This is a genomic window from Veillonella montpellierensis DSM 17217 (genome assembly GCF_000426745.1).
In the GTDB taxonomy this organism is placed as follows: Bacteria; Bacillota; Negativicutes; order Veillonellales; family Veillonellaceae; genus Veillonella; species Veillonella montpellierensis.
Genome location: NZ_AUFY01000017.1, coordinates 21288 through 36227, shown reverse-complemented (window position 1 = coordinate 36227; position 14940 = coordinate 21288). Strand labels below are relative to the sequence as shown.

11 protein-coding genes are annotated in these 14940 nt (G+C 33.1%); 10 read left to right on the top strand and 1 reads right to left on the bottom strand.

The window, feature by feature from the left end:
• The first annotated feature begins 1083 nt into the window (after positions 1 to 1083).
• Together K357_RS0105850 and K357_RS0105845 are read left to right on the top strand one after the other, a co-directional pair.
• Positions 1084 to 1893 (top strand): nitroreductase family protein, encoded by an 810-nt coding sequence (locus K357_RS0105850; RefSeq protein ID WP_028257871.1) that lies wholly within the window; start codon positions 1084 to 1086, stop codon positions 1891 to 1893.
• A gap of 43 nt (positions 1894 to 1936) precedes the next feature.
• Positions 1937 to 2506 (top strand): beta-class carbonic anhydrase, encoded by a 570-nt coding sequence (locus tag K357_RS0105845; RefSeq protein WP_028257870.1) that lies wholly within the window; start codon positions 1937 to 1939, stop codon positions 2504 to 2506.
• Between the two features lie 184 nt (positions 2507 to 2690).
• Here K357_RS0105845 and K357_RS0105840 read toward each other — a convergent pair whose 3' ends face one another.
• Entirely contained in the window at positions 2691 to 3557 is an 867-nt protein-coding gene (locus K357_RS0105840) for an aldo/keto reductase (protein WP_028257869.1), read from the bottom strand.
• Positions 3558 to 4214: 657 nt separating this feature from the next.
• Here K357_RS0105840 and K357_RS0105835 point away from each other — a divergent pair.
• The 8 genes from K357_RS0105835 (at position 4215) to K357_RS0105800 (ending at position 14932) form a co-directional block, all read left to right on the top strand.
• A complete protein-coding gene (locus K357_RS0105835) occupies positions 4215 to 5003 on the top strand; it encodes an enoyl-CoA hydratase/isomerase family protein (protein WP_038113704.1) in 789 nt (262 codons plus the stop codon).
• A 151-nt stretch (positions 5004 to 5154) separates the two neighbouring features.
• A complete protein-coding gene (locus K357_RS0105830) occupies positions 5155 to 5556 on the top strand; it encodes a phosphate-starvation-inducible protein PsiE (protein WP_028257867.1) in 402 nt (133 codons plus the stop codon).
• Positions 5557 to 5713: 157 nt separating this feature from the next.
• Positions 5714 to 7306, top strand: a complete 1593-nt coding sequence (locus tag K357_RS0105825) for a PAS domain-containing protein (protein WP_028257866.1) — start codon at positions 5714 to 5716, stop codon at positions 7304 to 7306.
• Positions 7307 to 7709: 403 nt separating this feature from the next.
• Positions 7710 to 9344 carry a phosphoenolpyruvate carboxykinase (ATP) gene (locus K357_RS0105820; RefSeq protein WP_028257865.1) on the top strand — a complete coding sequence of 545 codons (1635 nt, stop codon included), beginning with the start codon at positions 7710 to 7712 and terminating at the stop codon, positions 9342 to 9344.
• A gap of 282 nt (positions 9345 to 9626) precedes the next feature.
• The gene (locus tag K357_RS0105815; protein ID WP_211218946.1) at positions 9627 to 12032 is read left to right on the top strand and encodes a TonB-dependent receptor; all 2406 of its coding nucleotides are present in this window, start codon (positions 9627 to 9629) and stop codon (positions 12030 to 12032) included.
• Between the two features lie 50 nt (positions 12033 to 12082).
• Positions 12083 to 13114: an ABC transporter substrate-binding protein gene (locus tag K357_RS0105810; RefSeq protein WP_028257863.1), complete on the top strand. Its 1032-nt coding sequence runs from the start codon at positions 12083 to 12085 to the stop codon at positions 13112 to 13114.
• Positions 13107 to 14162, top strand: coding sequence for a FecCD family ABC transporter permease (locus tag K357_RS0105805; RefSeq protein ID WP_028257862.1), 1056 nt, complete (start codon positions 13107 to 13109; stop codon positions 14160 to 14162). Before K357_RS0105810 ends, K357_RS0105805 begins: the two co-directional genes overlap by 8 nt.
• On the top strand, positions 14162 to 14932 hold the full coding sequence (locus K357_RS0105800) for an ABC transporter ATP-binding protein (protein ID WP_028257861.1): 771 nt from the start codon (positions 14162 to 14164) through the stop codon (positions 14930 to 14932). The genes K357_RS0105805 and K357_RS0105800 overlap by 1 nt, the downstream gene beginning before the upstream one ends.
• Positions 14933 to 14940: the final 8 nt, after the last annotated feature.

Below are 14940 nucleotides of genomic sequence, written 5' to 3'. Positions count from 1 at the left end.
CCTTATAGGGTCAGAGCAAACCACCCGTTCTACGGGTGGTTATGATTTTTATTTTAGATTAGTGCGCTCTGTTAAGAAAAAATAATGAGTTTTTTGCTATGTTAGTAGAGAAATGATTTGTTATTGTATCACTCTATTTTAACAGTTGCTCAATATGGGATACGGTATGCTTAGTATATGTTGTCATCATTTCAATTATAGTATTACTATGGTATTAAAACTATACATTCTATGGTAATTGTTTTAGTATAGTCATAACGTATCATTGATAGCTTGTTAAGAATAAACATAATAATGAGTATTTTTTAGGTTTTGATATGCTTTATATAGTGGGGCTTTTATGTAATCATTGCTAGAGAAGATAATAACAGTGGAAGTACTCATTTATAGTGCGGTTTCATGATAGAATGGGTCTAGGTTTAGTGCGTAATCGTTATTAATAATAGATGATTGTAATATGTTTTGAAGTATAGCGAATCATATCATCAGTACCTAATTTTATTTTGAAAAAATTATACTATGTAGCCGTAGTAGTATTATAATATATTTTATTGAGATAGATTTTTTACAGGAAGATGTGATGTTGAATCATATAATACCTAATTATAATATATTTATAATTAGGAAATGTAATATAGATTAATGAAATTTTAATTATTTTTGCTAATATATATTTACAGATTAATAAGTATATGATATCATCTATATAATCTTCTAACACTAGTATAGTGTGATGACTGTTTGCTATAACAGTTAGTTAGAGAGTTAAGTATGATGTTTTAAATATGGGAATAGTGAATTTCTATTATCTAACCTACTATACATATTTTTTAACTAGCGTACTAAAGGAATCACCTTGCCGTCAATTTTGATGCAAGGTGATTTTTATCGTTTATGATAAAAAGTATACTAGAAATAGTATATAGTTGTGTGTCATATATATTTTATAAGAAAAAGATTTTTTTAATAAAACCAATGTAATGCGATTAGATATGGTGAAATTTTGACGTAGTATAAGAAATCGTCAGATATGATTAAATATGGTATAATAATTAAATAGCATATTTATGGAGGATTATATAAATGATTTTTACAGTGAATACAGAAGTCTGTACGAAGTGTGGATTGTGTGTAGCTGAATGCCCGACAGGCTTATTGGTGTTTACTCCACAAGGTCCGATAAAGGGAAAAGGTGGGTGTATTTCCTGTGGACATTGTGTAGCTATATGTCCAACAAATGCCTTAGATTATGATAAAACACCTAGAATCAATCAGTTTACTATTGATCAGAAACAAATGATTTCTCCTGAACAGGCAGAGTTATTTTTACGTAGTCGTCGTTCCATTCGCAATTACAAGGATAAATTTGTGCCGGACGAATTGATTATTAGATTATTAAATGTAGCACGTATGGCACCTACTGCAACAAATACACAAGGTATTTCATATATTGTTATACGAAATAAAGAGGTGTTGAAAAAAATTTCGGCTGCTGTACTGGCATGGATGCATAAGATGGCTAAAACTAATGCTATGATGCGGCTCTATGTACGAGGTGTACAAGCAGAGGTGGATAAAGGAAATGATCATATTTTACGTAATGCACCGACACTAGTTGTCGCTATAGGTGATAAACGAGATAGAGAACGAACGCATGACAGTGGACATTTTGCACTAGCCTATGCAGAATTATTTGCACCGACGATTGGGATTGGTTCATGTTGGGCTGGTTTTTTTGAACATGCCTGTATCTATGAAGATGATACAGTTTTAGAATTAGTCGGGATACCGAGTGACAAGATGGTAGCAGGTGCTATTTTGTTAGGCTATCCTAAATTTCGTTATAAAAATGTAGTGGATAGAGACCCACTAAAAGTTACTTTTCAAGATTAAGTCTTAGCTCTGCATAATTGTATATCAGATAGGAGGGATATACATGTTGAATATAGATGAATTAGTTACAGCAAATCGTAAATTTTTAGAGGATTCAAAAAATGATCCTCATATGAGAGAACATTTAACGAGTCATCCTAAGAAAAAGTTGGCGATTGTCACTTGTATGGATACGCGTTTAGTGGATATGTTAGAACGTGCACTAGGATATACGCGTGGTGAAATTATTGTTATAAAAACTGCGGGAAATAGTGTAACTAATCCATTTGATAGTGTGGTGCAAAGTTTACTAGTTGCCGTATATGGCATGGAAGTAGAAGATGTTTTAGTCATTGGTCATGAAGAATGTGGCATGATTGATTTTAGCTCTCAAAGTTTTATTCAGAAAATGGTTGCTGCTGGTATCAATCGTGATGCAATTCGTATGATTGAAACAGGATTAATTGATTGGATGGATAAATTCTGTGTATCTGAACATAATGTATTATTTACGGTGGATAGACTGAAAAAGCATCCTTTATTTCCAGCGTATATACACTTTTATGGGGGCATGATGGATCCTGCTACAGGAGAATTTCGCATGTTATCTGTGGAATCACAAGAAAATCAATAGAACTATGTACTAAAAAACACGCTAATGAGTTTTGAGCATTAGCGTGTTTTTTTGTTGTAATATAGCACTAAACGATTCATTAGTAGCTACGCAGGGTAAAAGTGAATAACCTAGAAACAATGACTCTACTCTAGACAATGATGATGGTTTATTACCTTTTAGTAAATGAAATAGTATTTGGCGGTTATGTATTATTGGGAAGAGGTTTTTCTAATAATCGCTGTATTCCATTAGCAGTATGATGATTTTCTAGATAATAATCTTCATTTTGGTAGGATAAGAGTGCCATATCCATTTTAGATAGAGAAAAATCAAAAATAGCATAATTTTCTTGGATATGTGCAGGTGATGATGATTTTGGTAAGGCAATGATACCTCGTTGTAATAGCCAACGTAACGTGATTTGTGCTGGTGATTTACCGTGTTTTTCGGATAATACCTGTAGAGCAGCATTATTAAATACATTTATTTTATGGCGTGTAAAAGGCGACCAAGCTTGCATAATAATATTATAGTTTCTCATAAGCGTTAGCAAAGAATCACGCTGATTATATAAGTGACATTCTACTTGATTGACTGCCGGAGGAATATGACAATGGGCCAATAGATCTACTAATCGCTCCTCATAAAAATTAGACACACCAATGGCACGGATACAGCCTTGATCATATAGATTTTCTAAGGCACGCCAAGAACCATAATAGTCACCGATAGGTTGATGAATTAGCATCATATCGATATAATCAAAATCAAAATTATGTAAACTACGTTCTACTGCTTTCATCGTAGCATCATACCCCGCATCGGTATGCCATATTTTAGAAGTAACAAAAATATCGTGACGCGATAGGGGATTACGCTTTATAGCTCTTCCAATGGAAACTTCGTTACCATACATAGCGGCTGTATCGATTAATCGAAACCCAGACTCTAAGGCCTGGGAAATCGTTTTTTCACAATCTTCAGGGGTTCCCAGTTGATAGGCACCAAAACCAATTGTTGGAATTTGACTGCCATTATTCATAATTCTTACTTCTATCTGTTCTTCCATAGATATCATCCTTTCTTATATAGTTAGTATAGCAAAATTTTTGTAGTAGTGGCAGATATACTACAAGAGGATAATTTTATTTATTCTACATTGATAAGTTATTGCAGTGTAAGTGGCAATAGTATGGATACGAAATGGTTAGAAGTAGCACAGAAATACCTTTGATTGCTTCCTGTTATAGAAAATCATCTACCATTATGTACTATGATTTTAAAAAGTACTGTTATATAGAATATAAAAGAAATATCTACTTGACGAATTTGGCAAGTGATGAAAGTAATGCTATGGGGAATATAAAAGCAACTCTATCAGTGACAGTAAAAACGTCATGGCATAGTATGACTAGCGTGTTATGTAGTTTACATGTAGTGCGCTACGGGAATCATCATAGTATCCTAACCTATATAAGATGAGAGGCTCATTGCTATTTCTATATATAATGTAATCTAGATTATTGGTATCAATGTATTAAGCATGGTTACTACTTGTAGATATATGGAGTAGAAACAAAAGGGAACCTTTACTGAATTGACGTATTCTTTGTACAATATAGATAAGAAACTATTCTAATATAATGCTATCAATGAGATAGTCTATTGACTCTTAACTAGGATAGGTTGCTATGGTAATTATTGAAATGTAATGGGAGGTATTAGTATGGCTGATTCTGTTGTATCGTATGAAAAAATAGGTTCTGTAGCACGCATTACGATTCATAATGAAAGTGCGTTTAATGCTATTAATGAGGAAGTAGGAGCGGCCTTAGTGGATAATTTTTTACAAGCGAAAGAAGATACTACTATACGGGCTATCATCATCGCTGGAGCAGGAAAAGCCTTTTCTGCAGGTGGTGATGTAGGATACTTTTACAGGACTATCCAAAATGGACATGTAGACATTAGACCCTTATTAAAAATATTGGCTAAATTAGCGGTTCTTATGAAAACCTTACCAAAACCAATTATTGCATCTACGCAAGGCGCAGCTGCGGGTGCTGGTTTTAGTCTTGCTTTATTAAGTGATTATTGTATTAGTGCAGATAATTGTAAATTCATTCAGGCCTTTGTGAATATTGGATTAGTACCAGATACTGGATCATTATACTTGTTGACGAAAGCGATAGGAACGGCGAGAGCAACTGATTTAGTTATGTCTGGTCGCGTTGTATCCGCCACAGAAGCAGCTGCATTGGGGTTAGTAAAAAAAGTGGTACCCTTAGAAGCGTTAGAAAGTGAAACATTAGCATTTGCTAAGGAAATGGCTATGGGACCAACTGGCGCATATGGAGAAATGAAACACATGTTATATAAAGCAGAATTTTCTGATTTTTCATCATATTTAGAAATGGAAATCGAATCACAACATAGAGCTAGTCAGACAGATGATTTTAAAGAAGGCGTACAGGCGTTTATAGAAAAACGGAAAGCTCATTTTACAGGTCAGTAATAGAACGTTTGATACGTATGAATATTAGAACTATGGAGGAATATAGTAGTACGCATTAGTCATTGTTAGAAAATATATTGCACATATTGATATATATAGATATAATATTCCTTGTTATTACATGTATTAGTATCGTAGCAGGTGAGGTTTTATGCGCAATTTATATTCTTTGGTAGCTCGTTGTTTATTATTAGTTATGAATATTGCACTATTTGTAGTAGGCATTATTCTTTGTGGTGCCATTATAGATACGGTGATGCACTTAGCTCTGACAGCATGGGACGGAGTTTTTAAACATACAGGATTTTCTTTGTTTATAGAAAGTTTAATTACGTTTTTCTTGTATTTCGAATTTTTGGCACTCATTATAAAATATTTTACGAATAATTACCATTTTCCACTTAATTATTTTTTATATATTGGCATTACGGCCATCGTTAGATTATTAATTGTATCTCATGAAACTGCATTAGATACATTAATTTGGTCCGCTTCTATTTTTGTATTAGTTATTAGTCTTGTATTAGTGGGAAAGTTTTTGCCTAATGAATAGGATGTAAGTTGTACAGTAGTATTTAGTTATAGTCATAAAATTAATTTCAAAATGTTGCTGCGGATACTGAAAATTACTTTCAATATTTATATAATAATGTACATAGAGTATGTAGTATATGTATTAATGAATCAGTATATATTGAAAGGAGTTATCTATGTATCATAAACTATCAGAAGCATTAGCGATTAATAAAGAGAGATATGAATGTATAGTCGGTGTAAAAGAGGCTTTTTTAGAAGGAAAAATTACCTTAGAAGAAGGAAATCGACAGTTACGTGAGCAACTCGGTACTTGTACACCAGATGAGTTTGCATATGCAGAACAAAGCTTAAAAGGTAGTTATAAGGACGAAGAAATTAAAGATAGAATGGATGATTTATTGGCGTTATTCGACGGGGTATTGGTACGGACAGATAATGTATACCCTAAATTTCATCCTTTATGGGTGTATGTAGAAGAAATTAAAGCGCTTACGTTAGTCATTCAAGAAGCAAGAGAATTATTGAATAAAGGTAAATTTATCAAGAATCCTTGGTTAGGCATTTTTGATTCCTTGAAGGAATGGAAAATTCATTTATCGCGAAAACAGAATCAATTGTATCCAGCATTGGAACGCCATGATTTCGATCGACCATCTCGCATTATGTGGAGTTTTGATAATGAAGTGCGTGATAGTATCAATCGAGCTTTTAGATTATTGCAAGAAGATAAAATAGAAGAATTTTTAAAGAGTATGCCTGATGTTCTAGACAGTATCATTGATTTAAATGATAAAGAACAAGAAGTATTATATCCGACGGCTATGAAATTGTTAAGTGAACAAGAATGGATTGCTATGAGCGGTAGTGATCATGAGATTGGTTTCGCTTTAATAGAGATACCTCCTGTATATAATATGAATGATGACGATGTAGATCAATCTGTACAAGCGGGGCCTACACAATCAGTAGGGTTTGTGAAAGAATTAACAGAATTATTAGAAAAATATCATATGGGACAAGAAAATAGTGCTGATAGACTGTTAGATGTGCGTATGGGAAAATTGACCTTAGATCAAATTAATTTAATCTTTCAACATATGCCAGTTGATCTTTCTTTTGTAGATGAACAGGATATCATGAGATTTTATACAGATACATCACATCGTATTTTCCCTCGTAGTGCTAGTGTGATTGGTCGTGAAGTTAGGAATTGTCATCCTGCTAGTAGTGTGCATGTGGTAGAAGAAATTATCAATGCCTTTAAACGAGGAGAACAAGATCATGCAGAATTTTGGATTCAAAAAGATGATACTTTCATTTATATTCTCTATACGGCCGTACGTGATGAGCTAGGGAGATTTAAAGGTATATTAGAAATGATGCAAGATTGCACGCATATTCGCTCCTTAGAAGGATCGAGAACATTACTTACGTGGGATACAGAGACGACATCAAATGAGGAAAGAGAGAATAGAAATCATACAGATATACCAATTGCAGGAACCCGTAAGGATATGAGTGGGGTGAATTGTAGTGATTTTGTAATCACACCAAAGACAACGTTAGCGGAGGTGATTAAAGTGTGTCCTACGATTGTAGATTATTTAGTGTCTATGAATCCTAAATTTAAAAAGTTACATTCTCCTATGGTGCATATTATGGCGAAAGTGGCTACGATGCAGATGATTAGTAAAAAAGCATCTATGAAGGTAGAGGAATTGATTGCTCATATATATGAACATATGGCACAAGAACATAAAAAATGATTGTTGCATAGTCTATATAGTTAGATACCATTGTATGTATAGATTGTTAGGTATAGTTGTAATGATTTAGTAGGTCTAATATTTTTAGGAGTAAACGATATAATTTATTTTTGTGGTGACCTTATGCTATGTCACGAGTTATGATTTTGATTACTTTGTGGGTGTACGTGATATAGTTTGCTTATGGTAGAAAGTTATTTGTACACTTCATAGATGAACGATAGGTATGATATATAATTTATGAGTTTAGCTGGGCACATATTATAATTTTTTATAGGTTTGTGCATAGATGTCATATTTTAATTCTATACAAAATGTATAAAACCAGTATAATATAGAATAGTATGTACTTGCTAGAATAGTATTATATAAGTAGTCTATAGTTATAAACGGAGTTTACAATATGTCGAGTATTAGGCAATGGGATAGAAATAGTATTAAAAAAAATGAATTATTTTCTCGCTTGCGCAGTACGGTAGAAACAGCATTTTATGGAAATAATGTAAGATGTGTATCTTCGATTGCACAGGCATATCGGTTGGCCATGGAAGAACCAGGCGTGATTGTATTAGACATGCCAGTATATCGACCAGAAGAACAAGGACTACCAAAGGATGCAAAAGTATTAGTTACTAATGATGGAAAGACAACAGGTCGTTATGCAAAAGCACGACGTATTTTTGGTGACGTTGGGGTAGATGAAGAGTATTTTTGTAATATAGCACGAGAGGCCATTTATGATAGTCGTCATAAAGAATGGTTGCGGGCAGAAGTTTTAGTAGGGTTAGATGAACGATTTACCGTACGAGCACATTTGATGATTCCTAAGGATCATGCATCAATTTTGTACTCGTGGGTGAATAATTTCCAAATTTTTAAGGATGAATTGCGAGATTTTTATAAAAATAGTCATACCTATCCAGAAGGAGATATTTATATCTATTCTGATCCTGACTATGTGGTGGAAAATCATCCAGGGGGACTTGCTTTATTTGAACCAGCACATAATTGTGCCATGTTGTTGGGACTGCGATATTTTGGGGAACATAAAAAAGGAACATTAACATTAGCTTGGTCCATTGCTAATCGTTATGGATATGTAGCATGTCATGGAGGTATGAAACGTTATAACTTGCCTAATCGCACATTCACGCTAGGCGTATTTGGACTTTCAGGGTCAGGGAAATCGACATTGACCCATGAAAAACATGATGGGCGCTATGATATTTCTATTTTGCATGATGATGCGTATATTATTAGTACTCAGGATGGCTCATCGATTGCTATGGAACCGACCTATTTTGATAAAATGCAGGATTATCCGGTAATACATCCAGCGAATCAATTTTTATTAACCTTACAAAACTGTGGCGTTACTATTGATGAAGACGGTCGTAAAGTGGTGGTAGCAGAAGATGTGCGTAATAACAATGGTCGTGCGATTAAATCTATGTTTTGGACAGATAATCGAGTTAACTTTTTCCAAGAACCTGTGAATGCCATTGCATGGTTGATGAAAGATGAAACATTGCCACCGATTATGAAAGTAACAGACCCTTGTTTAGCGTCTACTATGGGGGCAACACTAGCGACGCGTCGTTCAACGGCTGAAAAATTAGATGCTAATGTAGATCAAAATGCATTAGTGATTGAACCGTATGCAAATCCATTCCGCACGTATCCATTGGCACGGGATTATGAAAGTTATAAGTCCTTATTCGATGAATCTCATGTAGATTGCTATATTATTAATACAGGATTTTTTGGCACTAAAAAAGTACCAAAAGACGTAACCTTATCCATTTTAGAATCTATTGTACAAGGTATATTAGAATTTCAGCCTTTTGGTGATATTGATGGCCTTTTATATGCACCTGTTGATGGTTTTGAAGTAACGTTTACGGATGAATATCGTAAAAGCTTACAACGTTCTTTTACATTTAGACAACAATATATTATTGATCAAATTGGTAAGAAGAATGAATTGCCAGAAGAAACTATTAGACGATTAACTAGTATTATTGAGGCGATGAAATAAGTAGTTGTATATGCTATAAAAATTGAAATTTAATAGGTAGTACCATAAATGAATCGGCATAGAATTATTATGCCGATTTTTTATATGTATAGAATGTAAATATATTAATAAATTATGTAATTTTCGTAGGGTGTAAATAATTTTATTATGAAAGTTTTTTATAGTATTGGGAAAAACGTTGAAATATAAAATAGTATAGATTATCATTATAAATGCTTTAAAAAAATAAAAGAATAATCAAGATTGTCTATATTAAATAGACAATACAATGGAGGACGTGTAATGAAAATAAGAAAAGAAAGAATTTCTGCTGCCATTTTGGCGTGTATTGCATTAACTACATTTAATATAGCTAATGCAGCATTCGATGAACATTTGGATAACTATCAATTAGACAGCAAAGTAGTAAAAGGCGATAGAAGTAAGGATCAGTTTGGTAATACAGTGACAGAACAGTCATATTATAGAACTGGTGGAGATGTTAAAGTTATAACACGCAAAGAGATAGAAAATCGTCATTATAGTGATTTGACAGAAGCAATTAAAAGAATTCCAGGGATTACTTTTCAAAATCCAGGATATAGAGGTGGAGAGTATGGATATCAATTCTTTAATAATGGAATCTCTATTAATGGCGACACTCGAGTAGTTGTATTAGTAGATGGTCGTCGTGTTGATAATATTACAAGTACTCGTATTTCAGGTAGAAGCGCAAAAGGCAGTAAATCTACTGGCGTTAATTTAGATCAGGTTATTAATATTAATGCAGTAGATAAAATTGAGGTTATTAAAGGCCCAGGTGCTTCTGCGTATGGGGCTGATGCTACAGGTGGAGTTATTAATATTATTACTAGAAAAGGTGATGAATCAAATCAAGGAACAATAGATATATCTACAGGTAGTTGGGAAAAACATAATTATGATTTTTCCTATTCTGGTAGTAGCGGAGCAGATAAATCACTGCATTATTTTGTAGGGCTACATCGGGTTATGTCTGGTGACACAAAATATCGAGATGGACATACAGGCGAAACTGCAACTTTAGGCGGTTCTCGTTTTGATGAAAAAAGTGGAACTATTCGTATTGATAAAGATTTTGGAGATACAAAACGTTTAACAGTTTCTATTAATCATCAACAAGGTAAAGATGGATACCCAATTTCTACACCTAATTTACAATATTGGAATCAAAAAGATTGGAATCGGATAATTTTCGCTGCAGCTGTAGGCACTCTAGATGCTCAAGGAAAACTAAAAGATAAGTCAACAACATGGGGAAATAAAGCTAATCCAGGGTATCATAATTTATTCGCTTTAGATGGGTTGGCATACAATTCATATAGTAAATATCAAAATAATGATATTGATATAAAATATACCTTTAATCATCAAGCTGATATGGAAAGTTTTATTCGATTGTATAATCAAAATCATAAATATTCTAGCACGGATAAATATTGTTGGTTTTTGCCAGGTGTTGATATTATAGAGAAATTTAAAGCTGATTTCCCGCAGGGCGTTCTGGATAAAGATATACTAGATAAATGGATTACTGAAAATTTAGCACCATTCCCAGGTGGTAGTAAATCGATATTAGAGGAATGGGTAACTAAAACAGGTGGTAAAGCAGCTGAACCAACAGAATATGTTAGTGAACGTAAACGAGGTATTCAATTACAATATGCTACTTCTGTTGGTAAACATGATATTATAAGCAATATTACTTACGATAGAGCAGGAAATTATGCTATTGATGATAGAGATACAGGACATAAAGAGTCACATGTCAAACGTAATTCTATATTGGCATATGTACAAGATAAAATTCATGTTAATGATAATTTTGATATTACGCCAGCTATTCGATTTACTAAATATAGTGATTATATAACAGATACAGGAAAATCTTTAAATGGTGATACGCAAGTTGTTAATGGAGCATTGAATATGCAGTATCGTTTTAATGATAATAGTAGTATTTATGCTGGATGGACTCAGGTGGTTCGACCATTACGTTCAGGTGATTATACATCAACATTCGGTGTATATAAAACACCTTTACAAGATGAAAAAGGTAATGTTTATGTGCTCGGTTATCAAAAAGAATTTGGTAAAAAAACAATAGTAGGCATTAATTATAGTTTGGTAGATATGACAAATGCTATTGCTACATTCCCAATTAAAGTTAATAATGGATTTTCTAATACTGCTGTAAATGCGAAAGAAAAGAAAACTGCATTTAATGTAACTGTAGATCATAAATTGGATAAATATTGGACTGCTGGAGCAGCATATAGCCATTTAAAAGATAAGTGGACTGCTAAAGAGGGATATATTGTTGATCCTAGCTGGGGATATGATAATTCAGGTGATATTAATACTGGTATTAATAAATTACGACCAGCTAATCATTATACATTAAATATAAATTATGATAACGATAAAGTTTCATCAGGATTGTTGATTAATTATTATACTGGGTCTAATATTGAAGCATTTACATCTAAAAGGTTCGTTGTTTTAGATTGGAATGTAAATTACAATGTTAGAAAAGATTTAACAACTTACTTAGCGATAACTAATTTAACTAATACAGCTTATGAAACAACAAGCCATTCTTCTTATGGTCCAGGAAGCTCAGCAATGCCAGGACGTCAGGTAATGGTTGGTGTTAAATATAAATTTTAATAATATTTTGAAAGAGCTACATTATGTAGCTCTTTCATTTAGGTGAAGATATGAAAAAAATATATTTGATGGGGTATATATTAGCTATAATAATATGCCTTTATACTGCGTATTTACATGGAAAAGAAGAATTTATACCTATGCCTAAGTATATGGAAGGCTATTTACCTAGTACTGATGTAAAAACTAGAGTAGTATATCAATTAAATAGTAATGGATCCTATCAGAATGTGGTATACGAAGGTGAAAGTAAACGTATTATAGGTGTATGGCAAAACTCTATAGAAACTTTATTGGCTTTGGGTGTGGGTGATCGAATCATTGCGGCGATTGGTGTTCCAGATAGTAAGTACATTGCTAAAGATTATCGTGAGGAATATGAGAAAATTCCTTATAAAAGTATGCAAATTCCAGATATAGAAACTACATTATTATGGGAACCTGATTTATTAGTTGGATGGTATTCTACTTTTCAGAAGAAAAATTGGAAAAGTTCAGACTTTTGGTCTCACAGGGGAATACATACATATATATCGACATCCTCCTATAAAAAATCAAAACGTACATTAGATAGTGAATATCAATATATCTTAGACTTAGGTGCTATTGTCAATAGAACATCACGGGCAGAAGAAATAGTTCAGAATATAAAAAAATATGTACAAGCAGCTAAAAATTATAGTATAACGAAACAGAGTAAAGACAGCGTTATGATATTAGAACGAGAAGGTCGTCAATTTAGGGTATATAATGAAGACACATTAGCAGGAAATATGATCAAAGAAATAGGTGGGAATTTGATTAAGGATGCTGGTGAAACTATTAATATGGAAGAACTTATTTATTTTAATCCCTCGGTTATATTCTTAATTGTTGTTGAAGAAGATTATGATAGACAAACAGAATTAGTTCAAAATCTATACAATAATCCTACTCTACAACATGTTGATGCTATAAGAAATCATCGTGTCTATAGTATCCCTTTATGTATGGTTTATAGTGCAGGTACAAGAGTTAAAGATGGATTAGATATTATGATTCAGGGATTATATCCTAATTTTACAGGAGGTACTCATGAATAATGGGACATATACATGGAGAATTATAGGAATAAGTTTAATACTTACAGTACTACTTATTATAGCTATGGGGGTAGCTTTATTTTTAGGGACTGTACATATTCCTATCGATATATTATGGCAAGTTATAGTTTCAAAGTTTGTACATGGCATTAGTATTAATGATCCGAGACAAGGAGCTTTAAATGATATTATTTGGACACTTCGGATGCCAAGAATTTTGTTAGCAGCTTTAGTAGGGGCAGGACTAGCTATTAGTGGCGTTATAATGCAAGCTATCGTAAAAAACCCATTAGCAGATCCTTATATTTTAGGAATATCATCAGGAGCATCTACAGGTGCTACGGTAGCTATTTTATTGGGGATAGGCACTCTATTAGGCGAACAATATGTGGGGATTATGGCGTTTATTGGGGCCATGATAATTTCTTTCGGGGTTCTTTTGATATCAAATTTAGGGGGACGATCTAATGCAATAAAGTTATTACTTGCAGGAATGGCACTTAGTGCTGTGTGCAGTGCATTTACGAGTATTATTGTTTATTTTGGACAAGATAAAGACGGCATTCAAAACATTACATTTTGGATGATGGGAAGTTTAGCGGGGGCAACTTGGAATTTGATTGCTATTATGACAATTGTAATTATTATTCCAATAATATTTTTTTGTTTGCAAACTAAGATTTTAAATTTAATGCTATTGGGTGATGAGGTTGCTATTACATTAGGGGTTGATTTACATCGATATAGACAATTATACCTTATAGTGAGTTCATTAATGGTAGGGTTTTCTGTATATGCAGCTGGTATTATAGGGTTTGTTGGATTATTGATACCACATATTATAAGACAATCATTAGGGACAAATCACAAAGGGCTTTTACCTATTTCTGCTTTGAGTGGAGCGTTATTGTTAGTTGTAGCTGATACATTAAGTAGAACTTTGATTTCTCATACAGATTTACCAATAGGAATTTTAACATCGGTTATTGGAGCCCCATTTTTTGTATATTTAATGGTAAAAAAGACATATGCTTTTGGAGGTAATTAATGGAGCTACAGATAGAGAGTGTTAATTATGGAATTAATGATTTTCAGATACTAAAAAATATTAATTTTATGGTTTGTAAAGACGAAATTGTAGGCGTAATTGGGCCAAATGGTAGTGGGAAAAGCACGCTATTAAAATGTATGTATAGGACATTACATCCAAATTCTGGTAAGATTATACTTAATGGTAGGTCGTTAGATGAACTTTCATTTCGTGAAAGTGCTTTACAAATGGCTGTAGTGGCACAACATAATCAGTATCAATTTGATTTTACTGTTATGGATATTGTTTTAATGGGACGAATGCCTCATAAAAAACTTTTAGAAGGTGATACCCCTAAAGATTATAAAATAGCTGAACAAGCTCTCGATAAAGTTGGGATAGCTCATATGCAACAACGCAATTTTTTGAGTCTGTCTGGAGGAGAACAACAAAGGGTTATTTTGGCACGAGCTTTGACGCAAGAAACACCATGTTTAGTATTAGATGAACCAACAAATCATTTAGATATTAAATATCAACTTGAAATGCTTGAAATAGTTAGAGATGCTAAAGTGACTGTAGTGATGGCTATTCATGATTTAAATTTAGCAGCGCAGTTTTGTCATCGGCTAGTGGCGATGCATGAAGGTAAAATTGTGGGAATTGGCACGCCGAAAGAGTTATTAACACCAGAGTTTATAGAAAGATTATATGGCGTTAAGAGTCGTATTATAGAAGGACCAATACCAAATTCCATTCATATTATTTTCACAGAAACTGTAAAATAACAAGGAGT